A 26,780-nucleotide genomic window follows, 5' to 3' on the forward strand; every position below is an offset into this window, starting at 1 on the left:
TCGGACAGCGCAGGGATTGAACAAGCGGACTCTGGCGTAAACGGACAAATCTGTCCGATAATGCCGGCATGATGACTTCCCGCCCCGATGCCGCGCTGCGCCGCCGGCAGATTCTCGATGCCGCCGACGAGGTGTTCAGCGAACACGGCGTCAATGCCCCGCTGGAGCTGGTGGTGGAACGCGCCGGTCTGGGGCGCGCCACGCTGTACCGCAATTTCCCCGACCGGCTGGCGCTGCTGACGGCATTGATGGCGCGTGGCCTGGATGGGTTGGAGCGCCTTGCCGCCGATCTCGGCGACCGCCCGGATGGCCTGGCGGTGCTGCTGCACGATGTCGCCGAGCACATCGCCCAGTCGTCGCCGCTGGTGGATTTCTGGCGCTCGATCGAACGCGCGCACCCCGCGGTGGAGGCAGCAGACCGGCGTGTGGTCGGCATCTTCCTGCCGTTCGTGCATCGCGCCCGCGACGCCGGGCTGTGCCGGGCCGATGTCGACGAGGAGCACGTGCTGCTGGTGATCGACATGCTGGGCAGCTGCCTGCGCGGCAACGACGAGGCAGAACGCAAACGGCTTGCGTATCGCTCGGCCGACCTGTTGATGCACGCGCTGGGCATGCAGGTGCCCGCAGGCGGCACGCGGTGACACCGGCCACACGTGCCCGCATCGGGCGCTGGGCCCTGCGCGTTGCGCTGGTGCTGGCCGCCGCATGGGGCGGACTGGCGATTTATTACGCACTGACCGGCAACGCCTTCGTACGCGCCGGATGGGTGGCCTCGTGGTGCGCGATGGCGGTGGCAGCGTTATGGGGGATGCGTCGTGGCCGCGAGAACTGGGCCCTGGTGGGCATCTTCAGTGCCGCGTTCGTGGTGCTGGCAGTGTCGTGGTGGATGATGCAGCCCAGCCAGGACCGCGACTGGGCCGACGATGTCGCCCAGCGTCTGCAGCCGCAGGTGCACGGCAACATCGTCACCCTGCACAACGTGCGCAACTTCGATTGGCGCAGCGAGACCGACTATGTGCCGCATTGGGAGACGCGCCACTACGATCTGAAACGCCTGGTCAGCGCGGATCTTGCGCTCTCGTACTGGATGGGCCCGGCGATCGCGCACACGCTGGTGTCGTTCGGCTTCGACGACGGTTCGCACGTGGTGTTTTCGCTGGAAATCCGCAAGGAACGTGGCGAATCGTTTTCTGCGTTGGGTGGATTCTTTCGTAGTTTCGAAGAAACCCTGGTCGCCGCCGACGAACGCGACATCCTGCGCGTACGCACCAACGTGCGTGGCGAAGACATGTACCTGTATCGCCTGGCGATTCCCAAGGCCGGGCTGCGCCGCATGTTCATGGGATATGTGGAACTGGCCAACCAACTCGATCGCAAGCCGGCGTTCTACAACACGCTCACCAGCAACTGCACCACGATCGTGTTTGCGCTGGTGCGGCAACTGCAGCCCACGCTGCCGCTGGATCATCGCCTGCTGCTGTCCGGCTATGTCGACGAATATGCCTACGACCACCATGGCCTGATGCCCGGTTATCCCTTCGCCACCTTGAAGCAGCGCGGGCATTTCACCGCGCGCGCGATCGCCGCCGACAAGGCCACGGATTTTTCTGCGCGCATCCGTGCCGGCATGCCGTTGGCACCGGCGCCAGGCGCAACAGCGATCACGCCGCGATGATGCCGCGCATGCCCCGATCTCGTGCCGCTGCATTCCTGGCGGGAGTGCTGGCAACTATGTGGTTGAGCGGCTGCGCCATGGTGACCGTGCAGTCGCGCAACAGCGGCGACTACATCGCGCAAACGCGGGGCGATGTGCTGAGTACCGGCCAATTGAGTCAGTCCGGCAGCGAGACCTTGCAGGTTGCCGGCTTGCAGCCCAAGGCCTGCCGCGCTGCGCTGCTACCGTGCCTGCAGCAGCTCACCAGTGAGGCCGGTATCGGCGATGAGCGGCGCTTGGCCACGCAGGCAGAACTGTGGACCGCGCGGGCCATCGCACTGAGCGGGCGCAACCCCGCCACGATGAGCGATGCCGCGGTGGAGGCCTGGCTGGAAGCGGCGCGGCATGCGTATGCGTACTTGTTTTTCACCGCGCGTGCGCCCAGCGCGCGGGCGTTCGAGAACCGCCAGTCGCAGGTGCGCGATTACTACAATTACACCGTGCAGCAGGTGGTGGAGCGCTTGTTCGCACGCGCGCAGCAAGCCGGGCAAGCCACCCCGGCATCCACCGCGGTCGGGCGCTGGCAGCTCGACGTCGATTTGTCCGCCTATCGGCTGCCGGGCGACGGCAATACACCGCGTGCGATCTTTGCCGCTTCGGCGCTGCGCTTCAATGGCCTGCGCAGCACCTACCGGCGCGATGGATTCGGCGCCGAGCTGGTCGCGGAAGTGGACCCGCAAGTGGTTGGCGACCCCGCTGGGCTGGCGTTGCAGCAGGCCGTCGCGGCGGGTGCAGCGCCCGATCGCCCGTTACCGACGTTCAGCGAAATGCCGTACGCGCCGGCAACGATATTGCTGCGTTTTGAGGGCCAGACGCTCGCTGAGGTGTTACGCAGCCACCTCGCTACCTTGGTGCCGTACGACCCGTATCGCCAGAACGAAGTGGTGCTGCATGGCCAACGCGTGCCGCTGGCAGGCAACTTCACTGCCGCGTATGGATTGTGGCTGGCCAAATCCGGATTTGCGGAGCAGTCGCTGCGGTCGATGCTGGGCAGCGCACGCGGTATCGATCGTCCGCACCTGTATCTGATGCAGCCCTACGATCCCGATCGACGCGTACTGCTGATGCTGCACGGTCTGGCCAGCAGCCCGGAGGCATGGGTCAATGTGGCCAATGAAGTGATGGGCGATGAAACGCTGCGCCAGCGCTACCAGATCTGGCAGGTGTATTACCCGACCAACGCGCCGATGGCGATCAACCGTGCGGAAATTCAGTCGCTGGTGGAACGCAGCCTGCAGCACTTCGATCCGTCCGGCAGCGCGATCGCCTCGCACGAGATGGTGTTGGTCGGGCACAGCATGGGTGGGGTGATCGGGCGTCTGCTGGTGTCGTCCTCTGGCGAGCGGTTATGGGATTCCCTGCTGCAGAACTACCGGCTGGACGGCGAACGCGGCGCGCGTATCCGCGCCAAATTGTGGCCGTTGCTGCACTTTTCGCCGATGCCGCAAGTGGACCGCGCCATCTTCATTGCCGCGCCCCATCGCGGTACGCCACTGGCCGAGGGCGGGCTGGGGCGGTTTGTCGGTAAATTGATACGCCTGCCGGGCGCGTTGCTGGATCGCTTCGGCGATGTGATGCAAGACCTGGCCAACAGCGAACGCGACGATCCGGGCGGCGCTCCCCGCCGCAAAGGCCGCGCGCTGGTACCCACCAGCATCGACAACCTGCGCGACACCGATCCGTTCGTGCGTGCCACGATGGATCTGCCGATCTCTCCAAAAGTGCAGTACCACACCATCATCGGGCGCGAGAAACCGCAGATGCCGCTGGCCGATTCCGACGACGGCCTGGTGCCGTATCGCAGCGCGCATCTGGACGGCGCGGCCTCGGAACTGGTGGTGACCTCCTGGCACAGCGTGCAGGAAACGCCGCAGGCCATTCTGGAGATTCGTCGCATCCTGCATGTGCAGTTGCAGGCAGAGCAGCAGGCCGCGAACGCGCCGGGCCGCTAGGCTGCCGGTCGGGCGGCTGCAGTTCCGCGTGCTCCACCGGCGGCACCGGCATGCAGCCTGCAAGCCCGCGTCTTAGCGCCATGTTGACCGCGCGCATGCTATCAGGCGGGTCTGGTACAGGCTCGAACAAGGAAGAGGCGATGCGCAAGCTGTCGGCGATGTTGTGGGTACCGGTGTTGTTGGCCGGATGCGGGCGTGGCGAAGCTCCACAGGGTGCAACCACTGCTGCCAGTGCAACGGCCGCTGCACCGCTGCAGCCTGCAGGCACGTCCCAAGCTGCGGTGGCCGCCGAACAGGCCGCACCGGAATTTCCGGCCATCCCCACCATCGTGGTGCCCGAGATCGTTGGCGTCACTGCCGCGCAACGTGTACTGGAAGCATCGCTGCAGGACATTCTCGACCCGATCGAAGGCGTCAGCGTCGCCCCGGCACGCTGCGGCGATGGCGGTACCCTGATCACCGATGCCGGCATCACCAGCGTCGACGCCAACGGCAACCTGGTGCGCAATTGCGAGGGCGGCCTGTTCGATCTCGAGGCCGACGGCAGTGGCACCGCCAACTTCGAGGGCGGGCTGGTCAACGTCAATGCCGACGGCAGCGGCACCATTAATGCGACCGGCGACGGTGGGTCCGGTGGGGCGCTCATCGATGTGCAGTCCGATGGTGGCGGCACCTACAACGGCCCGGCCGGCTTGATCAGTCTGGACGGCAAGGGCGCCGGCACCTGGAACAGCGAAAAGAGCGGGCTTGTCGACAATCGCGGCGATGGCAGCGGCACCTGGAACGGGCCACGCGGGCTGGTCACCATCAACGCCGACGGCTCGGGCACCTGGAACGGTCCCGATGGCCTGGTGCAGAACCACGGCGACGGCACTGGCACGGTCGGTACGCCGCCGCGCGAAGTCCGCATGCCGCCGCTACCGAAAGTGCCGCCGGCAGGCCGCTTCCCGCCGCTGCAAAAGTTCGCACCGCCCGGCGCACCCTGCGGCTACCTGATCACCTTGAACGACCGCATCCTGTTCGACTTCGACAAGTCCGACATCCGCCCCGACGCGGCGCGCGTGCTCGACACCCTGAGCGCCGCACTGAGCAAGGTCACGGCAACGGACATGCAGGTGCGCGGGCACACCGATGCCAAGGGCAGCGATGATTACAACCAGGCGCTGTCCGAGCGCCGCGCCAATGCCGTGCTGGCGGCGTTGCGCGCTCGTGGCGCCGCGCAGTCGGCCAACGCAAAGGGCTATGGCGAATCGCAGCCGGTGGCGCCCAATACCGTCAACGGCCAGGACAATCCGGGCGGGCGGCAGCTCAATCGACGGGTGGAGATCTTCCTGCGGACCTGATGCAGGCGCGCGGCGGGAGGGCGCTTGACCGCACGGTACGGGCTGCCTTGCGTGCCACCGTGATGCGTGTCGGTCGCAGGCTGGCGGGTGGCCCAAGGCCGCCGACCACACCTACCGTGCGCACCTGCGCAATCGTCGGATGACCGAGATGCGTGTCTGCGCCACCACCAGGCTCCATGCATCCACGGTCCGTGCATCGCATCGCTAACGCATGCCCTGTTGTCGGTGGGTGTACGCGCCAGGCAGGCAGCGCACACCTTCGACAAATTTCGCCTCCATACGGCCACGACTGTGCCGACTTGCGCATGCGTCGCGCGCATTTGTCATGTTCGCAAACACGGTCACCAAACTGACATACCGCATCACCACCATGCGCGGCGCCTGCTCGCAGGTGTGATGCAGTTCCGCCTTCGCTGGCTGCGTCGCTTCCCCACATTCGCGGCGGCGCAGCCTTGGCGCGTGTCCATGGCGCGCTGCTGCATTCATCGGATCCAATCATGATCGTTCGCTGTCCGCTGTTGCGTCCTTCGCGGTTGTCGCAGGCGCTGTGCTTATCGTTGTGCGCCCTGTGCGGCCATGCCGCGGCCCAGGAGACGCAGGCCACTACGCCTGCGCAGGGCGAGATGGCCACGCTGGACAAGGTCACCGTCGCGGCCACGCGCTATAACGCGACCGACATGCAGATGGCCGCCACCAATACCGTCAACGTGTTGTCGGCCGACGATCTCAAGACCACCGCCGTGCACAATGTCGCCGAAGCGCTGGGCCTGATGCCGGGCGTCAACGTGATCAATACCGGGCAGTCGTATTTCGGCGGCATCGACGGCGCCGCGCGCGGTGAAGGCATGTTTTCATCGGTACGCGGCCTCAATGCCGAATACAACGTCAACCTGATCAATGGCATCAACGTCGCCCAAGGCATGCCGTACAGCCGCGGCGTGCAATTGAGCCTGCTGCCGCCCTCGGGCCTGCAGACCATCGTGTTGAACAAGACCTCCACCGCCGACATGGACGGCGATGCGATCGGCGGCACCATCGATTACCGCACGCCCAGCGCATTCGATTCACCCGATCGCCAGGGCGGCAGCGTGACCTTGAGTGGACGCCTGGAAAGCCGTGCACGCGACTACGGCGATTCAGGGCTGGGCAGTGGCGCAGCTGGCGATTGGCATGCGCGTTTCGGCAATGCCGGGCAGTTCGGCGTGTCGGTCAGTGCGTATTACGACGAGCGCCATTTCGTGAACAGCGAAGTGGCCTCTGCCTCGGCGGCACGCAACGATGGCGCATGGAAATTCGCGCGTGCCGATGCCAGCGGCAAGCTGGCCGCTGGCGCCGACCCGCAAGAGGTCTTGCAGAGCACCGGCGTCAATATCGGTTACTCGCAGGGCGACACACGCCGCTACGGCGGCAACGCGGCCTTCGATTGGCGCGTGGATCCCAGCTTGCATCTGTATGCACGCATGACCTATGCCTTCGCCAAGACCGAGCAGAACACCGGCTACACGCAGTTCGTGCCGGCCAGTGTCAGCTTCACCCAGATCGGCAGCAGCGGCGTGTATCAGCCGCAGATCAACCGCGTTGCAGTACGTTACTGGTACGAAACCAACCCCGAGCAGGCCGACCTTGCCACCGTGCAGTTCGGCGCAGAAAAACAGCTTGGCCATTGGACGTTCGCACCGAACATCTTCTACGGCACCGGCAATAACGACCGCCCGGATCATGTGGAAATCTCCGCGCGCAACGACCAGTACAGTTCGACCAACTTCGCCTATGGCGCCAACCGTTTCATCAGCTACGACGGCGACGGTTTCCCGATTCCCTTGCTCACCCCGGCCATGCAGGCGCAGGCCTCGGACGTGGGCAGCCTGTATGCGCGGCGTACCGGGCAGATTTCCAAGCAATACAGCGGCCAGGACAAGGGCGGCGGCAAGTTCGACGTGGCATATGACTTCGATGCGGGGCTGCTTAGCCGCATTGCCTTTGGCGTGAAGTATGTCGACAGCTCGCGCAGCTTCACCGACCGCGATTGGACCAATGCCAAATACACCGATGGCACCTTGCTGCGCGATACCGGCCTGATCGCGCAGCGCTACGATGCGGTCTATCCAGGCCAGTACGCGTTTCCCACCGTGCGCCTGAGCAATGCTGCGCTCAACGACCTGATCGCACGCACGCTCACCCCCGCCAGTTTCGACAGTTGCGGCCAGTTGGCCATCAACAACCTCAACTGCAACACCATGCGCGCGACCGAAGCGGTGAGCGCTGCCTATGCAATGGCCACCTTGCGCACCGGCAACTGGGAAATCCTGCCGGGCGTGCGCTTCGAACACACCGCCATCACCAACACGTTCTGGGCGCAGCCGGCCGCCATCAACAGTGCCGAGCAGATCGGCGCATTCGCCAATAACCACACGCGCTACAACGTCGCCTTGCCCAGCGTGTTCGTCAATTACCGGCCCGATGGCGATGGCGCGGTGTATCGCGGCTCGGTATGGACCAGCTACACGCGTCCGGCCTTCGTGCAGCTAGGCGGCGGCCGCTCCACCGACATCTCCAGCGATGGCCAGACCACCATCACCGAAGGCAACCCGGACCTGAAACCGATCAAGTCGCTCAACGTGGACCTGTCGGGCGAATGGCAGAACGACAGCGGCGGCCACGCCATGTTGGCCGGCTACTACAAGCGCCTCACCGACTACATCTACGAAAGCGGTTCGAACGCCGCCAATGCCGGCGAAAGCCAAAGCGGCAATCTGCGTTTCGTGCGTCCGCAAAACGGCGGCGACGGCCGCGTGCTGGGCATGGAAGCAGCCGTGCGGCAAACCTTCCAGGGCCTGCCCGCACCGCTGGACGGCTTCGGCATCGGTGCCAATATCACCCGCCAGACCACGCGCGTGGACCTGGGCGAAGAAGGCTTCGCACACGAACGTATCCAGAACGCGCCGAACCTGCTCGCCAATGCGGAGCTGTTCTACGAAAAGGGGCCGTGGTCGGTGAACCTGAGCTATCACTACTCCGGCGAATACTTGTCGGTGTACGACTATCTCAACCAGGGCGCAAACTGGGACAACCTGTGGATCAAGCCGATCACCCGGGTGGACCTGCATCTGGGCTTTGCGCCAAACGATCACCTGCGCGTGGATCTGTCGGTGGCCAACCTCACCAAACAGCACAGCTATTGGGCGCATGTTGGCCATGACACCGATGCGATTTCCGACATCGTCGATTCCGGCATGACCAGCCTGTTGACCGCCAAGTATGTGTTCTGATCGCGCACGATTCGCATGCGACGACCTTCCAGGCGCGCAGCAAGATGCAGAGGTCACGACGGACGCGCGGCATCGCGCAGACCGTGCATGCGCTTGCGATGGAAGCGAGCAGTGGGCATTGCAACGCGCGTTGTCGGCCAGCGGTGGGGAGCCGCGATGGGCCGCCCGCGTTGTCGTGCGCATAGGTGCCGCGATGGGGATCGCGGCACCTACGCGGCAGGCCAGACGCGAGCAGGGCGCCGGTATTGCACCGAGGTCCGGCACGCCCCGTGGCACGCCGGTTGCTACCGGCAGTGTGCTGTGCGTGGTATTGGCGGCTGCGTTGGCGTTGGGCGGCTGCACCACGTCGATCCCGAGCGTGTCCACCGCGCGCGGCTCCACAGCGCACGGTGGCGATCAGCCGACGGGCATCGCCGGCAAACAGGTGGGCACCGGAGCGCCGGCATCCAAGCAGGCCGCGCAACTGGAGCGCGTGGTGGTGATATTCCGGCATGGCGTGCGCGCACCGCTGCAAGGCGAGGCCGCCGCCGCGCACTATGCCGACCAGCCCTGGCTGCAGTGGTCCACGCCTGCCAGCCTGCTCACTCCGCATGGTCGCCAAGGCGTGCGCTTGAGTGGCGAGTACCTGCGTCAGTGGCTGGTGCAGCAGGCGTTGTTGCCGGGCAACGGTTGCCCCGCACCTGGCAGTGTGTCGGTGTGGGCCAATACCGATCAACGCACCATCGAGAGCGGCGCACTGCTGGCTGGCGCGCTTGCACCCGGCTGCGGCCTCGTGGCCGGGCATCGGGACGCTGGCAGCAACGATCCGCTGTTTCGACCGATCGAAGCCGGCACGGTGCCGTTCGATGCGGCGGCAGCGGTCGCATCGATCCAGCACCAGACCGGTGGCCCTGCCGCCCTGCTGCAAGGCCATGCTGCCGAGCTGCAGGCACTGCAGCAGATTCTGGGCTGCGCGCGGACGCCGTGCGAGTTTGCGCAGATGCCGTCCACGCTGACGCCGTCGGCCAACGGGCGCGGGCTTAAATTGGGTGGACCAATTGACCTGACCTCCGGCACCGGCGAGGTGTTGCTGCTGCAATACGCAGAGGGCCTGCCGCTGTCGCAGGTCGGTTGGGGCCGCGCGACGCCCGAGCGCCTGGCCCAGGTCTCACGCTTGCATGCATTGCTGTTCGATGTTTACGCACGGCCGCACTACATGGCCTCGCGGTCGGGCGCACCGCTGGCGCGCGAGGTCTTGCAACGTTTCGGCGACGCGCAGGCGCCGAAGGTCTCGGTGTTCGTCGGCAGCGACACCCACATCGCCGCATTGAGCGGCCTGCTGGATGTGCATTTCCATCTGCCCGGCTACGGCGCCGACGACCCGCCACCGGGCGGCGCATTGGTGCTCGGCCTTTGGCGCGAGAGCGACGGCCGCCAGCTCGTGCGCGCCCGTTACCTGGCGCAATCGCTGGATCAACTGCGCACGCTGGCACCGCTGGATCTGGCCCATCCGCCGCTGCAGCAGGACCTGTCGCTGGGCTTGTGCGCTCCGGGGCAACGCATGGCCTGCCCATTGGCGGATTTTGCGATGGCGCTAGAACAGCAGTTACAGCTCGATCGGTAGCGACAGGTTCGCGACCGCTGTTCTGCGGTGGTCCACATGGCATGTGGCTTCGCCCGTACCCTCACCCCAACCCCTCTCCCGTGGGGAGAGGGGCTTGAGCAGCGGGTGGCGTCGTTGTCCCTTCTCTCGCAAGGCGGGAGAAGGTGCCCCGTAGGGGCGGATGAGGGCGCGTGCGCAGCCACGTGCGATCGGGCAGGTGAGTGGCTTTGCCCGAACCCTCACCCCAACCCCTCTCCCGTGGGGAGAGGGGGCTTGAGCAGCGGTGGCATCGTTGTCCCTTCTCCCGCAAGGCGGGAGGTGCCCCGTAGCGGCGGATGAGGGCGCGTTCGCAGTCTCGTGCGATTCGGCAGGTGACTGGCTTCGCTCCGTACCCTCACCCCAACCCCCCTCCCGTGGGGAGAGGGGCTTGAGCGGCGGTGGTGTCGTTGTTCCTTCTCCCGCAAGGCGGGAGAAGGTGCCCCGTAGGGGCGGATGAGGGCGCGTTCGCAGTCTCGTGCGACTGGGCAGGTGAGTGGCTTCGCCCCGTACCCTCACCCCAACCCCTCTCCCCTCGGGGAGAGAGACTCTATTTCGTCACGCCCGTACGCGTGCGGGTCCGCCGTTAGCCGAAGCCTTCGCAACCTGCCACTTCCTGGCGTTGGGCAACCCACCGACAACCCCAAAAACGCAACTGGGCCGCATCAGCGGCCCAGTCGTTACGCGTCTACCTGGCTCCCGCAGGAGCGGGGCGATTATTTCAGCTTGGCGGCGGCACGCAGGGCGTCGGCGCGGTCGGTCTTTTCCCACGAGAACGAGGTCGCGCTGTGCTGCGCGCCGGTGCCGTCGGTGTAGGTGAAGTCATTCGGCTTGCGGCCGAAGTGGCCGTAAGACGCGGTCTGCTGATACATCGGGTGGATCAGGTCGAGCATCTGGATGATGCCGAACGGACGCAGGTCGAAATGCTTGCGGATCAGCTTTTCGATCTGCTCGTCAGCGATCTTGCCGGTGCCGAAGGTGGTGACCGAAATCGAGGTCGGCTCGGCCACGCCGATGGCGTAGGAGACCTGCACTTCGCAACGGTCGGCCAGACCCGCGGCCACCACGTTCTTGGCGACATAGCGCGCGGCATAGGCAGCCGAACGGTCGACCTTGGACGGATCCTTGCCGGAGAACGCGCCGCCACCATGACGGGCCCAGCCGCCGTAGGTGTCGACGATGATCTTGCGACCGGTCAGGCCGCAGTCGCCCACCGGGCCGCCGATCACGAACTTGCCGGTCGGGTTGATGTGGAATTTGGTGCCCTTGTGCAGCCACTTGGCCGGCAGCACCGGCTTGAGGATTTCCTCGCGTACCGCTTCGATCAGGTCCTTCTGCTTCACGCCCGGGTCGTGCTGGGTCGACAGCACCACCGCATCGATCGCCGTCGCCACGCCATCTTCATAGCGCAGGGTGACCTGCGACTTGGCGTCCGGACGCAGCCAGGACAGTGCCGAGTTCTTCTTCTTGCGGATCTTGGCCTGCTGCTCGACCAGGCGGTGCGAGAGGTGGATCGCCGCCGGCATGAAGCTGTCGGTTTCGTTGGTGGCATAGCCGAACATCAGGCCCTGGTCGCCGGCACCCTGCTGCTCGGGGTTCTTGCGATCCACGCCCTGGTTGATGTCCGGCGACTGCTTGCCGATCAGGTTGAGCACGCCACAGGTCTCGCCGTCGAAGCCGACGTCGGAGCTGTTGTAGCCGATGTCCAGGATCACCTTGCGGGTCAACGCTTCCAGATCGATCCAGGCACTGGTGGTCACTTCGCCGGCCACGATCGCAACGCCGGTCTTGACCATCGTCTCGCATGCCACGCGGGCGCGCTTGTCCTGGGCCAGGATGGCGTCCAGCACTGCGTCGGAGATCTGGTCGGCGATCTTGTCCGGATGGCCTTCGGAGACCGATTCGGAGGTGAACAGGTAGCTGGACATCAGGCTTATATCCCTTAATTCGGATGAAAAGATGGGTGCGGATGATACACGCCCCGTGTGTCGGTTGCATTGTGCGCCTGAATGGATCGCTTTGGGGTTAAGCCGAGATCGGTCCCCCTACCGGACGCCTGCGCCTGTGCGTTGCCCATGACGATTCGCTGCCCAGCGATGCGGCGGTGCCGGCCGGCGGCATGCCGCATCAACCATCCCGATCCGTGCATGTGCGGCCTGCTAGCATCGGCCGATGGATTCATTGACCCAGATCGTTCTTGGCGGCGCCATCGCTGCCGCCATCGCGCCGCCCGGACAGCGGCGTGCCGCCTTGTTGGCCGGCGCGGCACTGGGCACCTTGCCCGACCTCGACGCGCTGGCCTTGCTGCCGCTGACCGACGACCCGGTCACCCTGATGACCGTGCACCGCAGCGTCAGCCATTCGTTGTTCGTGCTGCCGCTGGTGGGCTGGTTGATCTGGTGGCTGTTCCGCCGCTACGGCAATGGACGCGTGGCCAGCGCACCCACGCGCTGGTTCTGGGCGATCCAGCTGGCCTTGATCACGCATCCGCTGCTGGATGCGTTCACTGTCTACGGCACCCAGCTGTGGTGGCCGTTGCAGCCGCATCCGACGATGTGGTCGAGCATGTTCATCATCGACCCGGCCTACACGTTGTGGCTGTTGCTCGCCTGTGCGGTGGCCTGGTTTGCGCGTGCGCGCCCGCTTGCGCAACACGTGTTGGTGATCGGATTGGTGGCGAGCACCGCGTATCTGGGTTGGTCGTTGATTGCCAAGCAACTGGTCGACCGCCAGGCCGACCGTGCGCTGGCGGCGATGGGCCTGGCCGATGCGCCGCGGTTCTCGGTCCCGATGCCGCTCAACACCTTGCTGTGGCGCGTGGTGGCGATGACGCCCAACGGCTATGTCATTGGCGAGCGTTCGCTGGTGGCCGACACCGGCCCGATGCACTTCCGTGGGTTTTCCAGCAACACCCAGGCCTTGGGCGAAGTGGCCAGCTTCGATTCGGTACGTCGGCTGACCTGGTTCAATCGCGGCTTCATGCGTGCGCGCCTGGTCGACGATGACCTGATGCTCAGCGACCTGCGCATGGGCCTGGAACCGGACTACAACTTCAACTTCGTGGTGGCCCATCGCGACAACGGAACCTGGCAGCCGATCGTGCCGCGGCAGGTGCAGGCGGCATACCGTGCGCCGGTGGCCCGCGATCAGATCGGCGCGGTGCTGGGGCAGATGTGGCATCGCATCTGGCACGAACCGCGCAGCACCGTGCTGACCGGCGACCTGGAACATATCGGCCCCCCGGTCGCCGCGCCCGCATCGGCCACTCAATAGACCGTGGCGCGCGCCTGCACGAACGAATAGAAAAACACGGCGTCCGGGTCGCTGTGCACCTGCGCCAGCTCGCGGTGCATGCCCTCCACGGTGGCGGCCTCGACCGCGCCGGCCTGCAGTAATTGGTCGGCCGCCGAGAGCAGCACTTCTTCCCAGAACCCGATCATGGTCTTGCGCCGGCCCGGTTCGCGGTTGTCCAGGTGCAGCGTCTTGATCTGGGTGTGCACATCGCGAAACCCCCCGGCCAGCAGCAGGTTGCCCAGCTTGGCGCCGACGAACGGGTCGCCGCCCTGGTCGTGCTGGAAATCGTTGAAGGCCATCCAATAGCGCCACAGGTTGGGCGAATACGGATGCAGCAGGAACGAGGCATTCATCACCTCGGTCACATACACCGGCGAGCCGGGCAGCAGCACGCGCCGCACTTCGTTGAGTACGCGCGCAGGCGAGGGCACGTGTTCGAGCACCCAGCACAGAAACGCCGCATCGAACTGGCGCGCTTCGAACGGCAGGTCGCTGGCATCGGCCTGTTGCAGGGTGTAGCGCGCGCGGCACCATGCCAGCCGCTCGAGGTTTGCGCGTGCCGCGCCCAGTTGCGCTTCGCTCAAATCCACGCCGGTGACATGCAGCTCGGGAAAACGGCGCAACAGGATTTCGGTCTGTGCGCCGACGCCGCTGCCCACTTCCAGCAGGCGCCGCGCGCCGCTGTAGTCGATCTCATTGAACAGCGTGGTTTCCAGCAAGCGTGCCTGTTTGAGCAGACGCGCCTGTTCGGTGGCGGAAAAGCCGTGCAGATAGGTCGGGGTGTCGCTCGGTGCGCTCATGCGTGCGGCTCCAGCAGCACAGAAAACCTCAGGCAGCGTCCGATAGTGCGGGCGGTACGCCGGCGATCAAGGCATCGAAGTAATCGCGCGTCAGCGTCAACTGCGCATCGGGGGTTTCGGCGCGATTGACCACCGCCCGGAAGTCGGCGCTTTGCGGATGGTCCTTGGCATACCACCCCAGATGCTTGCGTGCGATGCGCACGCCCTGCGGTTGGCCATAAAACGCGTGCAGTGCTTCCAGGTGGCCGAGCAAGGTGTCGCGCACGAACGCCAGCGACGGTGGCGGCAATACCTCGCCGGTGGCCAAGAAATGCGCCACTTCGCCGAAGATCCACGGGCGGCCTTGCGCGGCGCGGCCGATCATCACCGCATCGGCGCCGGTGTCGCGCAGCACCTGGGCGGCTTTCTGCGGCGAGTCGATATCGCCATTGGCAACCACCGGGATCTGCAGCGCGGCCTTGATCTGCGCAATCGTCGCGTACTCGGCGCTGCCGGTGTAATGCTGGTCGCGGGTGCGCCCGTGTACGGCGAGCGCGGCGATGCCGCAGTCCTGCGCGATCCGCGCGATGGTCGGGCCGTTGCGGTGGTCGCAATCCCAACCGGTGCGGATCTTCAACGTCACCGGCACGTTCACTGCCTGTACCACCGCGGTCAGGATGCGCGCCACCAGGTCTTCATCGCGCATCAACGCCGAGCCGGCCCAGGCGTTGCAGACCTTCTTGGCCGGGCAACCCATGTTGATGTCGATCAACTGCGCACCGTGGTCGACGTTGTAGCGCGCTGCCTCGGCCAGTTGCTGCGGCTCGGTGCCGGCGATCTGCACGCTGATCGGGTCCGGCTCGCCGGCGTGGTCCATGCGGTGCAGCGATTTGCGCGTGCCCCAGAAACGCGGGTCGGAAATGGTCATTTCCGACACCGCCAGGCCCGCGCCCAGCCGCTTGCACAGCAGCCGGAACGGCTTGTCGGTGACGCCCGCCATGGGCGCGAGGATCACCTTCGGAGCGATGGAGTAGGGGCCGATCTGCATGGCGCTAGTGTAACGTCAGCGGTGACAGCCCTTCGTACCGCCAACCCTGCGGCGGCCGGGCAGGCACTGCCGCAGGTATGGCCTACTGCGAGACGGCCAAATTATCCAGGTACAGCTTGGCCTGGGTGCCGGCGCTGGCGCGGTACTCGACCACGTTATCGCCGGCATTCAAGGTTGCCGTCAGCGGACTGCTGGCCCAGTCGCTGGCCGAGCTGGTCTGGGCGAAGGCCGGAGTGCCGACACGCACGCCGTTGACGTACAGGTCCACGGTGGCGACGCTGGCGCCCGGTGCGGAATAGCGCGTGGCCAGCGTGTAGGTTCCGGCCTGCGGCACGTTGATGGTGGTCCGCAGGCGTGCGCCAGGGTTGCCGCCGAAGTCGACATATCCCAAGCCCTGGAAATTGTGCACCGTGCCGGAGACGCCATTGGGGACCAGACTGCCGATGCGCAGGAAGTCGAAGTTCTCCGCTTCGTATTGCCGCACACCGGTATAGGCGGGTGGCGCGGCAGGCGCCTGCAGTGCAGTCACCGGCGTAGCGCTTGCGCGGCCGGTGGCCGCGCCGGAGCACTGGATGGTGATATCCAGCGGCCCGTTGTGGGCGACGTTCAGAGTCAGAACCCCGTTACTGGGTGTGGCGGTCACACTACTGGCCCGGTGCTCGCCGCGATCGGTAAACGTATAGCTCGGCGTGCTGCTGGCGCCGCTGATGGCGATGGTGTCGGTCTTGAGCGGGCCGGTCTCCGAGTCGAAATTGGTCAGGTAGATCGACACCGAGTTGGCGAACTCCTTGACCACGCCGGTGGTGTAGGGGCCATACGTCATGCTGAGCGCGGCGCAACTGTTGTACTTGAGGTTGAACGCACCGCTGGTGGCCTTGTTGGTCTTGTAGGGGTTGTAGGTGACCCAGGTGTTGTCCTGGCGCCCGACGTAGAGGTCGCCGGTGGATTCCTGCGGGAACAGCGCATTCAATTCCTGGGTCTTGGCGGCGATGGAGGGCCAGCGGCTGTCGTATGCGCTGCGCTTGATCTGTACCGGGAAGGACTTGGCCAGGTCGTCGTTCAACTGCCACACGGTGGGGATGGCGGGGTAGCGTCCGCTCTTCTTGTACCAGCTGTGCTGGTTGAGATTAGGTGCCGTCGTCATCCATCAGGTAGAGACCGGAGAACAGCGTCTCTGGCGTCGCGTACACGGCACGGTCGTTACCGGTGGTGACATCGTCGACCACCACCACCTTGGTCCGATCGATCACCTGCTGGCGATTGAGGATGTGCAAGGTGCCGTCGAGGATCTTGCGGTAGACATCCATGTGGATGTTCTTGAACTGCGGGAAGAACTGCCAACGACGGGTGTTGTAGCCATCGGCGGTGGTGCCGTTGGGCAGGCTTTGCACGCTGTCGGTCCAGATCAGTTCCGGGCCGTCGAAGTAGGTTTCGCCGGTCAGCGCCAGGTGCTCGATCAGATGCGGTGCGCCCGCCGGGATCGGATAGGCGCTACCATCGGCGGCGTACCAGCCGCTGCTGTCCGGACGGATGCCGTAATGGCCCGCGAATCCCGACAGGAACATGCCCAGGCTGACACTTTCGATGTCGTGGTAGCCATAGTTCATCGTGAACTTTTCTTCGATGATGAAGTTTTTGGCATAGCTGGTGAGCGAGGTGCGCAAGGCATCGTTACGCTTGACCATCGCCAGCGGATTGATGTTGGCGCCCCAGAAGCCGCCGGTGAAGCTCACCGCCAGATAGCCGCCGTACTTGTTGGTCAGCTTGAGCAGGTTGGCCCAATGCTCCCAGCGCTGCGCCGCCGACACCGAGCACGGTTGATCGAATCCCCAGAACTGCTCGGCATAGTTGAAGCCAAGGAAGTTCGGATAGTCGCGGAAGAATTCACCGTACACCGTCGATTCGAGATCGGTGCCGTTGGGATAGTCGGGGAAGTGGCTGAAGCCGCCGCTGGAAGGCTGGACCATCGCCCAGACGCCGTTGGCTGCCGCGGTCTTGATCCACGAGCGTGCCGTCTCGATGCCGTTCTCCACCTGGTTCCAGTTGCACTGATTGTTGGTGGCGCCGTTGTGACTGATCGAGAGCGAGATCAGCAGCACCGTGTAGGGGCGCAGGTCTGCAGGAATCAGATCGATGATCTTCTGCGGATCGGCGGCGTTCCAGGTGTCGGCATGGATCACGAACATCGGCTTGTCGGGCGCGAGGCTGCGCCGGAATGCCGGGTCGGTACTGGCGCTCGCCGTTGCCGTGGACGCCTGCGTCGTGGCCGGCGGCATGGCGCGCGGGGCACTCACGGTGACCGTCGCCGCCGGCGATGGGGTCGCAGCGGCGCCGACATCGGCGGCATCCTCGCCGCCGCAGGAACTGAGTAGGCAGGGCAGCAAGACGCAGGGCAGCAGGAATGGCGAGCGCGATCGACGCAGGATCATCGGTTGTTCCGTTGAGCTTGGGAGGGGGCAGGGCCAGGCACACGCGTGACTGCATTGCGTGACGCGGTGGTGCGCCAGTCGACGATGCAGCCGCATCTCGGCAAGCCGCGCCGCCAGGAGCGTCCTCGCATGACAGCAGGCAATGGTCGTGGTGCGCCCGGTGGTGCGGCGATAGTAGGCAAGCGCAGACAACGCGCTAGCGCGTGCAGCCGGTCAGCGCGCTTTATGCGATGCGCTTTCGCTTTTCGAACACAGAAAACAGCGCTGGGTCACGTGGCGCTGCGATGGCGCAGCTGGTGGCGTGAGGTCGGCAGCAGCGCGTGCGCAGCGCGGCGAAAACAGACATGCAGTCATGGCAGTGTCACATCGCTCGGCGCGATGCGGTGCGACGCGACTCGACGCGGTAAGAGGCCGCTAGCCGCTAGCCGCAGTCATCGTTGGTACGAGAAATGCGCGCGCATGCTTGCAGAAAGCCAGGGCACGCCAGTGTGGGTGCGGTGTCGATGGCATGCGCCTGTGGCGCACGCCAATCGCAATGAGCCGCGGTCTCACTCGTCCGCGCGTAGCCGCGGCATCGATACCGCTGCACCTTCCACTTCGGTGGAGCGCGCCGCATAACGCGTGGCAAAGCGCACGTGGGTGGCGAAGCTTGCAGCCGGTACCTGCGCCAGCGAGGCAACCAGCGCACCGTTGAACGCGTCGCCGGCACCGGTGGTGTCGATGGTCTGCGCGCTTTCCGCACCCACGCGGTAATGCGCCTGGGTATCGCCGCACAGTTGTTCTTCGGCGTGCGAAATGAAGGCGCCCACCGCGCCCAGCGTCACCACCACGGTACCGCCCGGCAGCAGCTTGCGGCACAGCGAATGCAGCGTATTGCCGTCCAGCGCGGCGACGTCGTCGGCATTGATGCGCTCGCCGACATGGCGACCGAGCAGTGCGGCGAATTCGGTTTCGTTGGGCGTCAGCACATCCGAAAGCTTGAGCAGGCCAATCGAGGTCGGTGCATTGGCCGGTGCGGCATTGAGGACGGTGAGCACGCCGCATTCGTGCGCCAACGCCAGGGCAGACTCGACCGTCTCGGCCGGGGATTCCAGCTGCGCCAGCAGCACCTTTGCCGCAGCGACCAGCGGGCGTTGATTCTCGATGAAGGCCGGGCTCAACACGGCGTTGGCGCCGGCGCCGATCACGATGGTGTTGCGGCCATGCCCGTCGACATAGATGCCGCCGGTGCCGGTCGGTTCGTTGCTGGGCTCGGCGATCAGCGCAAAGCCGTCCTGCGCGGCCAGCGAGCGCGCCAGCGCACCACCGGCGTCATCGCCCAGTGCGCACAGGAAATGTGTCTTGGCGCCAGCACGTGCGGCCGCAACCGCCTGATTGAAGCCCTTGCCACCCGGGCCAGTGCTGTAGCGCCCGGCGATGGTCGCGCCCGGCACCGGCAAGGTATCGCAGCGCCACACGTGATCGACATTGAAGGACCCGACAACGACGACCGAACTCATAAATACCTTGCCTTGAATGACTGACTTGAATGACTGGATGAAACGCGGCGTGCAGTGATTAGACCGTCACGCCGATGAACCCGCACCGCCTCAACCGAAATGCGACAGCACACCGGCAATGGTAGCGGTCATGAAGGTGGCGATCGAACCGCCGAGCACCGCACGCAGGCCGAACTTGGCCAGATCGTGACGACGTTCCGGCGCCAGCCCGCCGATCCCGCCGATCTGGATCGCGATCGAGCTGAAATTGGCGAAGCCGCACAGCGCGTAGGTGGCGATCAGGCGGCCCTCGGCGCTCAGGCCCACGCCCGGCACTTCGCCCTTGACGATGCGCGACAACTCGCTGTAGGCGACGAACTCGTTGATCACCACCTTCTGGCCGATCAACGAACCGACCGTGGTGGCATCCACCCACGGGGTGCCGATCACCCAGGCGATCGGCGCCAGCACGTAGCCGAAGATCGTCGACAGGTTGGTCGGGCGGCCCAGCAGCGCGGCGGCGCCGGTGACCTCGCCCAGCCAGGTCAGCGGTGCGTTGATCAGCGCGATCAGCGCGATGAAGGCCAGCAGCATCGCGCCGATGTTCAGCGCCAGGCGCAGGCCGTCGCCGGCACCGGCCGCAGCCGCATCGATGACATTGCTGGTGGTTTTTTCCACTTCCATCTTCACCGTGCCGCGGGTCAGCGGAGTGCCGGTTTCCGGCACCAACAGCTTGGCGACCACCAGCGTGGCGGGCGCGGCCATGATGCTGGCGGCCAACAGATGCTTGGCATAAAACGCCTGCTGCGCCGGATCGCTGCCGCCGAGCATGCCCACGTATGCAGCCAGCACGCCACCGGCGATATGCGCCATGCCGCCGATCATCATCGTCAGCAGCTCGGACTGGGTCATCTTGGGGATATACGGGCGCACCGTCAGCGGCGCTTCGGTCTGGCCGATGAAGACGCTGGCGCACACGCTGGTGGTTTCCGCACCGGAAACGCGCATCACCTTGGTGATTGCCCACGCCATCGCACGCACCACCATCTGCATCACGCCCAGGTGGTAAAGCACGCCCATCAGCGCCGAGAAGAAAATGATGGTGGGCAGCACCTGGAACGCAAAGATGAAGCCGTAGCTGTCGATGTTCATCAGGTTGCCGAAAATGAAGGTGGACCCCTCATTGACAAAACTCAGCACCTTGACGAAGCCCTTGCCCAGCGCGTCGAACACGTCGCGCCCGCCCGGCACCAGCAACACCAGTGCGGCGAACGAAATCTGCAGGGCCAGACCGGTGGCGACCAGCTTCCAGTCGATCGCGCGGCGGTTGCTCGAAAACAGCCAGGTGATGCCGATGAGCACCGCCAGACCGAACAGGCCGAAACCGATCCTTCCCAAACCTTCGACCATTCCAATCCCCGGGCTGCTGATGGCAAAACGGGAAGCCTAGAGCAGGGGGTGACAGGGGGCAAGGCGAGGGGCATTCAGATGGCCTCGGTCGGCCCACAGACGAGAGGCGGCGGGCTCGGGCAGGCCCGCGTTGGCGCGCCGTGGGACCGTGCTTGCGCAAAGTCGGGAGTTCGCTTGGACGAGGTGGCGGCATTTCACAGCGTGGCGGCGCGGCTGGTGGCTGTCGTGGCCGCGCCCGGATGAGGTGTTCACCGTCATGCGTCAGCGTTCGGGGGAACTGCCGCGCAGCCTGCAGTGGCTGAAGCGCGTGATTCGATCTACTGCTGCGACTGCTACGGCTGTCGTTGCTGTATCCGCTTCATTGGGCGGGGTGTCTCTGGCGCAGATGGCCTGGGACTGTTGGCGTTTGTGCGCGAGTGCTGCTGACCGCTGCACGCATATCCGCCGGCGTCATGCGCTGGTGTATCCAGGCACGGTGCCGCATCCGGTGTCGGGGCACGCCGTCAATCCGTCCATGCGGCTGGCTGGCGCATGCATGCCACCAATGGCCCCGCCCTGGTTGCGACGCCACACGCTGGCGATTTTGCCTGTCGATCGGCAAGCAGTCGCTGCAGCAAGGCGTCGCGCCTGTCACCTGTGGATTGATGGTGACGCATCGCGCATGTAGGTGTGGAAACGCCCATGCAAGCCGAAGCATTCGGTGCAGGTAACCACCAACGGCAGACCAACACCGACGCAAGCACCGATCACGGTGCATGCGCAGTGCAGGCGGTGCTGCGAAGAGACAGTCGATCCGAGGAGAGGCCGATGCACCGCGCCGTACACGCCGCGCGCTGTGCCTGCCCGACTACACTGCGCACTCCGGTCCGGGGCAGGTGCCCTGGAGGTTGTGGGAGTTCGCCATGCTTTACCGTCGTCTGGGTTCCACCGGGCTGCAGCTATCGGCCTTGTCGTTCGGGGCCTGGGTCACCTTCGGCAAACAGATCGGGCGCAGCGAAGCGCGCAATCTGATTGCCGCCGCCTGGGACAACGGCATCAACTTCTTCGATAACGCCGAGGTCTACGCGCGCGGTCGCGCCGAGGAAGTGATGGGCGATGTGATCGCCGATCTGCGTTTGCCGCGCGATGGCTTTTGCGTGTCGAGCAAGGTGTTCTTCGGTGCGGTCGACAGCCCGCGGCCGACCCAGCGCGGGCTCTCGCGCAAGCATGTCACCGATGCCTGTCACGCCGCGCTCAAGCGCCTGCGCGTGGAGTACCTGGATCTCTATTACTGCCATCGGCCCGATCCGGAAACCCCGATCCAGGAAACCGTACGCGCCATGGATGCGCTGATTCGCCAGGGCAAGGTGCTGTACTGGGGCACGTCCGAATGGAGCCCCGCGCAGTTGCGCGAGGCCATCGCCATTGCCGAACGCGAACATCTGCATGCGCCGGCGATGGAACAGCCGCAATACAACCTGCTGCACCGCGAGCGGCTGGAGCACGAATACGCCCCACTGTGCGAGAACGGGCTGGGCACCACGATCTGGTCGCCGCTGGCCTCGGGCCTGCTGACCGGCAAGTACAACACGGGCGTGGAGGCCGACAGCCGGCTGGGCCAGCCTGGCAACCAATGGTTGCAGGACGAAGTGCTGGGCGCGCCTGAAGCGCGCCGGCTGGAGCGCGCCCGCGCGTTCTGTGCGGTGGCGGCCGAGCTTGGCCAGTCGCCGGCGCAGTTGGCCATCGCCTGGTGCCTGCGCAACCGGCATGTGTCCAGCGTGATCCTGGGCGCGAGCCGGGTCACGCAGCTGGAAGAAAACCTCGGTGGCCTGGACACCCTGGATCAGGTCGATGACGCCGGCTGGGCGCGGGTGGAGTCGAGCACGCGCTGAGCCTGGGTTGATCGAGTGCTGCGGTGGATGTCTTGTGGCGGTCGCCGCAGCTGAGAACAGCGACGCCATCGTTTTGATTTGTACCATGAATCGAAAATCAGGAAACGATTTAAAGATCAGGTGCCTCAAATGAGAATGGCTCTTGATCATTAAATGAGAATGGTTATTATTTGTCTGGCCAACCGACTGGAGAACCAGATCATGACCGCTCACCCCGTGCTGCTTCGCTCCGAACCGGTCAATCTGCGCGACCGCGCCACGCCGCGTGCCGTGCCCGCCGAAGACCTCATCAGCAGCGAGGCGCTGCTCAAGGGCCGGCGTGAAGTGCTGATCCAGCACGGCGATCGCGTCTATCGCCTGCGCCACACCAGCAACGACAAGCTGATCCTGACCAAGTAATTCCAGCCACGAGCTGGGCTGCGCACAGCCATTGTGCGCAGCCGCTGCCGCAACGCTCATCGTGCGCCTTGAGTGCCGATGACGCGATCCTGCTCCGCGCGCAACGCTCGATGGCCATCGCATCCCATCTCGCCGCACTCGCTCGCTGCGTGTGCGCAAAGATCGCAGCGGGCGCTGCCGCCGCCGCCCGCCACTCAACTCCCTCTTCCCTGCCGCGCGCGGCCTATGCCGCAACGCGCGCTGCCGGGGACGCGTAAAGGTTCCTGATGATCCGCCTGCATCCGCTGGTGGTCGCGCTGTCGCTGGCGCTGCCTGCTATTTCCCTGTGTGCCCGTGCTGCCGAACACGATGCCGGAGCGGAGGCTGCGCGTGAGGTGCACGACTTCGAACGGCTACAGGTCACCGCCACACGCACCCAGCGCGCACTGGTGGATGTGCCCAGCACGGTGGATGTGATCGATCGCGAACAGCTCGACAACCAACTGGTGCGCGAACTCAAGGATCTGTTCCGCTACACGCCGGGCGTATCGGTCACCAGCACCAGCGGCCGCTTCACCGGTGCCAGCGGCATCCGCATCCGTGGGCTGGATGGCAACCGCGTGGCGATGTTGGTGGATAACGTACCGGTGCCGGACAGCTTCAGCTTCGGCAGCTATCTCAACGCCAACCGCAACTTCGTCGACCTGGAGACGCTCAAGCGCGTGGAAGTGGTGCGCGGACCGGCCAGTTCGTTGTACGGCTCGGACGCATTGGGCGGTGTGGTCGCCTTCGTCACCAAGGATCCGTCGGACTATCTGAGCGCCGCCAAGCACAGCTACGTCGGCCTGAAGTTCGGCTATGAAGGCGACTGGAACGGTCTGTTCGCCGGTGCCACCGGCGCGTTCGGTGGCGAACGCTGGAGCGGCATGGTGGCGGTGAGTCATCGCCAGGGCCAGGAGGCGCAAAACCAGGGCGATAACCGCAGCCGCGATTTCACCCGCACCGCGGCCAATCCGCAGCGCATCGATGGCCGCAGCGTGCTCGCCAAACTGGTGTATGCCCCAAGCGCGCAACAGCGCTTCAAACTCACGGTCGAAGGCAACGAAGACGACGGCAGCATCGATGCATTGACCGGCGTCGACACGCGTAGTCCGACGGCGTCGCTACGCATCCTGTCGCAGGAAGGGCGCGATCATCAGACCCGTGCGCGGGTTTCGCTGCGGCACGAAGTCGATGCGCTGGATTCCGTGTTGGCCAACGATATGCAGTGGCAGCTGTATCGCCAGGACAGCGAGAGCCTGCAACGCACCAACGAACTGCGCGGCAACAACACGCGCCGGCATAACGAGCACACCTTCGATCAGCGTGTTTACGGGCTGCTGGTCAACGCGCATAAAGCCATCGACACCGACATACTCAGTCACCAGATCACCTATGGCCTGGATGGCACCTGGACCGATACGCGGGCCAAGCGCGACGGCTATTCGGTCAACCTGGCCAATGGCATGGTGAGCGAGCGCGTTGGTCAGGACGCGTTTCCGGTGCGCGATTTCCCGATGAGCGAAACCACCAAGCTGGGGTTGTATGCGCAGGACGAAATCGGCTTGCTCGATGGGCGCTTGTCGCTGACCCCGGGTGTGCGCGTGGATTATTTCCGCCTGTCGCCGCAGGTGGACGCCATCTTTCGCGAAGACAATCCGGGCGTGGCCGTCGAGACCATCGATCAAACCCAGCTCTCGCCCAAGTTCGGCGGGGTGTGGCGGTTCTCCGATGCATGGTCGGCGTACGCCAACTATGCGCATGGCTTCCGTGCGCCGCCGTACAACGACGTCAATATCGGCTTTACCAATCTGCAGGCGCGCTACACCGCCATCGCCAATCCGGACCTGAAGTCGGAAACCAGTCGCGGTGGCGAACTGGGGCTGCGTTTCAACGATGCGGTCGGCTATGTCGGGCTGGCCGTGTACTACACCGATTACCGCAACTTCATCGAATCGTATGCGCCGGCCGGTGTGAATGCCGACGGGCTGGCGCTGTTCCAATCGCGCAACGTGGACGATGTGGTGATCAAGGGCGCAGAAGCACGCGCGGGGATCGATCTGGGCGCGCTGGCCGGTTGGCAGGGTTGGTCGCTCAACAGCGCCGTTGCCTATGCAGAAGGCGACAACCTCACCGACAGCACGCCGCTCAACTCGGTCGACCCATTGCGCGGCACGCTCGGCGTGGCCTTCGACAGCGATGCCTGGGGGGCGGAATTGATCGGTACCTTGGTGGCCCGCAAACGGCGCCCGCAGCTGGATAGCTATTACGTACCGGCCGGCTACGCCACGCTGGATCTGATGGGGCATTGGGAATTCGCGCCCGGCGCCAAGCTCACTGTCGGCGTGTTTAATCTGGCCGATCGCCGTTACGTGGACTGGAACGCGCTACCCAACGGCACGCTGGCCAGCAGCACGGTGCTGGACCGCTTCACCGGCGCCGGGCGTACTGCCTCGGTCAGCCTGGCCGTGAGCTGGTAGCGGCCATGCCCAACCTCCGCGCAATCCCGTTGCCCCTGCATGCACGTGCTACCCGCGCGGCACTGCCGCGACCACAGCAGTTAGCGGCGCTGGGGACGGTGCTTTGCCTGTATCGGCCCACGTTGGGCAACGAACTGGATGGTTGGCAGCACGCAGTCGCTGCAGCCGCGTCCCGTCGGGTGGACAGCGATGGCGTGCACGAAAGTATCTGGTTCTTCGATGCGGCAGGACACTGCTGCTGGCGGCTCTGCCTGTTGCCCGACAGCGATTTCCTGGGCTGGGACCGCCTGGTCTCGCGACTGCCGCCACTGCCAATGGATACGCACGCGCTGGGCGTCGGCGAACGGCTATGGCGCCGGCTGGCCGGACGCATGCGCGGTGATGCATGGCGCGTGAGCGCACTACGCTTGCAGCCTGCGGCCAGCCGCGATCACCCCATCACCGCCAGCCTGGTCACTGTCTCTGCACTGGGCGCCGAGGTTGCTGCACGGCTGGCACGCGAAGAGGGTATCGACGGCCGCGTGCTCGTGGACGACTGTTGCTGCGCCCGCGCTGCGGCACTGCGTACTACCGCTGCAAACGCATGCGGTTCCGATCCCACCGACATGACGACGTCGCTGCTGCGCTTGCGCCGTTGACCTCCCCACGGTCACAACCGAGAGTTCCAATGAGCCGACTGTTTCCCCGCTGTATCGCCGCCACGCTGAGCCTGTTGCCGTTGATTGCCGCCGCCGATGCCCAGCGCGATCGGCAAAGCATCCTGGCGATGCAGGGCGAGTACGCGGTGGATTTCGCGTTCGACGAAACCGTGCTGCTCAAGCCTGGCTACGAGCGTGCATCGGCCATGCGCAGCGGTGCCAGCGAAGTGGTCATCGTGGTGGAGGATTCGCCGCGCAAGCTGGTGCTGCAGCATCTGCTGGTCGACGAAAAGAGCGGGCATGTGACCAAGCATTGGCGGCAGGACTGGACCTTCGAGGCACCGCAGCGCTTCGAATTCACCGCCGAGCAGACCTGGACGGTGCATGCGCTGGCGCCTGCCCTCACCCGCGGTGCCTGGACGCAATGTGTGTATGAAGTCAGCGACGCGCCGCGCTATTGCGGCACCGGCCGCTGGGACTACGCCGATGGCCACCCCACCTGGACCAGCGATCCGAGCTGGCGCCCGTTGCCGCGGCGCGAGTACACCCGGCGCAGCGACTACAACGCGCTGTCGGTGATCAACCGCCACACGCTCACGCCGAACGGCTGGACCCACGAACAATTCAACACCAAGGTGTTGCGCAAGCCCGACGGCACCCAGGAAGCGATCGCACGCGAGTTCGGCTTCAACGATTACCGCAAGACCACCGAGGTGAACTTCGCCCCGGCCTACGCGTACTGGAAAGGCACGCAGGGGTATTGGGCCAAGGTGCGCGCGCGCTGGGCCGCATTCCTGCAAACACCACCGGGCCTGCATCTGAAAACCAAGCCGGACGGCATGGCGATGATCGTGCCGATGTTCGAGCAGGCCGAGTCAGTGCAGAAGGGCAAGCGGGTCAAGGACACGCAAATCGATGCGGTGTTCGCGCAGTGGGTCGAACCGGCGAACTAGGCACCCCGACGCCGTAGGAGCGCACCCGGGCGCGATATGGCATTCCCGGTAAGGCCCATCGAGCCGCGGGAGGCTCTTGCGAGGTCG

At 65.3% G+C, this 26,780-nt stretch carries 17 protein-coding genes and 2 pseudogenes; 12 read left to right on the plus strand and 7 right to left on the minus strand.

Features of this window, described 5'->3' with window-relative positions; genetic code table 11:
- Positions 1-68 precede the first annotated feature (68 nt).
- From ACCQ03_RS04475 to ACCQ03_RS04490, 4 genes are all read left to right on the plus strand, one after another.
- On the plus strand, positions 69-641 hold the full coding sequence (locus tag ACCQ03_RS04475; protein ID WP_209225680.1) for a TetR/AcrR family transcriptional regulator: 573 nt from the start codon (positions 69-71) through the stop codon (positions 639-641).
- Positions 638-1,675, plus strand: coding sequence for a DUF4105 domain-containing protein (locus ACCQ03_RS04480; RefSeq protein ID WP_209225678.1), 1,038 nt, complete (start codon positions 638-640; stop codon positions 1,673-1,675). The genes ACCQ03_RS04475 and ACCQ03_RS04480 overlap by 4 nt, the downstream gene beginning before the upstream one ends.
- The gene (locus ACCQ03_RS04485) at positions 1,672-3,666 is read left to right on the plus strand and encodes an esterase/lipase family protein (protein ID WP_209225676.1); all 1,995 of its coding nucleotides are present in this window, start codon (positions 1,672-1,674) and stop codon (positions 3,664-3,666) included. The genes ACCQ03_RS04480 and ACCQ03_RS04485 overlap by 4 nt, the downstream gene beginning before the upstream one ends.
- Before the next feature lie 140 nt (positions 3,667-3,806).
- Entirely contained in the window at positions 3,807-5,009 is a 1,203-nt protein-coding gene (locus ACCQ03_RS04490; RefSeq protein ID WP_485130632.1) for an OmpA family protein, read from the plus strand.
- A gap of 204 nt (positions 5,010-5,213) precedes the next feature.
- Here ACCQ03_RS04490 and ACCQ03_RS04495 read toward each other — a convergent pair.
- Positions 5,214-5,508 (minus strand): annotated as a pseudogene (locus tag ACCQ03_RS04495) (hypothetical protein).
- Here ACCQ03_RS04495 and ACCQ03_RS04500 point away from each other — a divergent pair.
- Both ACCQ03_RS04500 and ACCQ03_RS04505 read left to right on the plus strand, forming a co-directional pair.
- Positions 5,507-8,278 (plus strand): TonB-dependent receptor, encoded by a 2,772-nt coding sequence (locus ACCQ03_RS04500; RefSeq protein WP_209225672.1) that lies wholly within the window; start codon positions 5,507-5,509, stop codon positions 8,276-8,278. The pseudogene ACCQ03_RS04495 and the gene ACCQ03_RS04500 overlap by 2 nt on opposite strands.
- Positions 8,268-9,881 (plus strand): histidine-type phosphatase, encoded by a 1,614-nt coding sequence (locus ACCQ03_RS04505; protein WP_209225670.1) that lies wholly within the window; start codon positions 8,268-8,270, stop codon positions 9,879-9,881. The genes ACCQ03_RS04500 and ACCQ03_RS04505 overlap by 11 nt, the downstream gene beginning before the upstream one ends.
- Before the next feature lie 731 nt (positions 9,882-10,612).
- On the opposite strand, the gene metK is transcribed toward ACCQ03_RS04505, so the two are convergent.
- Positions 10,613-11,824, minus strand: a complete 1,212-nt coding sequence (metK, locus tag ACCQ03_RS04510) for a methionine adenosyltransferase (RefSeq protein ID WP_057679414.1) — start codon at positions 11,822-11,824, stop codon at positions 10,613-10,615.
- 244 nt (positions 11,825-12,068) lie between these two features.
- Here metK and ACCQ03_RS04515 point away from each other — a divergent pair, with 244 nt between their 5' ends.
- Positions 12,069-13,169 (plus strand): metal-dependent hydrolase, encoded by a 1,101-nt coding sequence (locus ACCQ03_RS04515; RefSeq protein ID WP_057679413.1) that lies wholly within the window; start codon positions 12,069-12,071, stop codon positions 13,167-13,169.
- On the opposite strand, the gene ACCQ03_RS04520 is transcribed toward ACCQ03_RS04515, so the two are convergent.
- The 5 genes and pseudogenes from ACCQ03_RS04520 to ACCQ03_RS04540 all read right to left on the minus strand — a co-directional run bounded on the left by ACCQ03_RS04520 (position 13,163) and on the right by ACCQ03_RS04540 (position 20,334).
- On the minus strand, positions 13,163-13,990 hold the full coding sequence (locus ACCQ03_RS04520) for a class I SAM-dependent methyltransferase (protein ID WP_017157339.1): 828 nt from the start codon (positions 13,988-13,990) through the stop codon (positions 13,163-13,165). The genes ACCQ03_RS04515 and ACCQ03_RS04520 overlap by 7 nt on opposite strands.
- 28 nt (positions 13,991-14,018) lie before the next feature.
- On the minus strand, positions 14,019-15,017 hold the full coding sequence (dusB, locus tag ACCQ03_RS04525) for a tRNA dihydrouridine synthase DusB (protein ID WP_057679412.1): 999 nt from the start codon (positions 15,015-15,017) through the stop codon (positions 14,019-14,021).
- Positions 15,018-15,099: 82 nt separating this feature from the next.
- Positions 15,100-17,446 (minus strand): annotated as a pseudogene (locus ACCQ03_RS04530) (glycoside hydrolase family 98 domain-containing protein).
- Positions 17,447-17,994: 548 nt separating this feature from the next.
- On the minus strand, positions 17,995-18,945 hold the full coding sequence (locus tag ACCQ03_RS04535; protein ID WP_057677923.1) for a ribokinase: 951 nt from the start codon (positions 18,943-18,945) through the stop codon (positions 17,995-17,997).
- Positions 18,946-19,035: 90 nt separating this feature from the next.
- Positions 19,036-20,334: a NupC/NupG family nucleoside CNT transporter gene (locus ACCQ03_RS04540; RefSeq protein ID WP_008573564.1), complete on the minus strand. Its 1,299-nt coding sequence runs from the start codon at positions 20,332-20,334 to the stop codon at positions 19,036-19,038.
- A 902-nt stretch (positions 20,335-21,236) separates the two neighbouring features.
- Between ACCQ03_RS04540 and ACCQ03_RS04545 the strand changes: the two genes are divergently transcribed.
- The 5 genes from ACCQ03_RS04545 to ACCQ03_RS04565 all read left to right on the plus strand — a co-directional run bounded on the left by ACCQ03_RS04545 (position 21,237) and on the right by ACCQ03_RS04565 (position 26,693).
- The gene (locus tag ACCQ03_RS04545) at positions 21,237-22,205 is read left to right on the plus strand and encodes a potassium channel beta subunit family protein (RefSeq protein ID WP_057677924.1); all 969 of its coding nucleotides are present in this window, start codon (positions 21,237-21,239) and stop codon (positions 22,203-22,205) included.
- Positions 22,206-22,364: 159 nt separating this feature from the next.
- The gene (hemP, locus tag ACCQ03_RS04550) at positions 22,365-22,604 is read left to right on the plus strand and encodes a hemin uptake protein HemP (RefSeq protein ID WP_003485179.1); all 240 of its coding nucleotides are present in this window, start codon (positions 22,365-22,367) and stop codon (positions 22,602-22,604) included.
- A gap of 266 nt (positions 22,605-22,870) precedes the next feature.
- Positions 22,871-25,102 (plus strand): TonB-dependent hemoglobin/transferrin/lactoferrin family receptor, encoded by a 2,232-nt coding sequence (locus ACCQ03_RS04555; protein ID WP_209225669.1) that lies wholly within the window; start codon positions 22,871-22,873, stop codon positions 25,100-25,102.
- 5 nt (positions 25,103-25,107) lie between these two features.
- A complete protein-coding gene (locus ACCQ03_RS04560; RefSeq protein ID WP_057677920.1) occupies positions 25,108-25,740 on the plus strand; it encodes a hypothetical protein in 633 nt (210 codons plus the stop codon).
- A 29-nt stretch (positions 25,741-25,769) separates the two neighbouring features.
- Positions 25,770-26,693, plus strand: a complete 924-nt coding sequence (locus tag ACCQ03_RS04565) for a DUF6607 family protein (protein ID WP_150145565.1) — start codon at positions 25,770-25,772, stop codon at positions 26,691-26,693.
- Positions 26,694-26,780 lie beyond the last annotated feature (87 nt).

The sequence above is a fragment of the Xanthomonas sp. NCPPB 3569 genome (assembly GCF_041475645.2).
GTDB lineage: Bacteria > Pseudomonadota > Gammaproteobacteria > Xanthomonadales > Xanthomonadaceae > Xanthomonas > Xanthomonas phaseoli.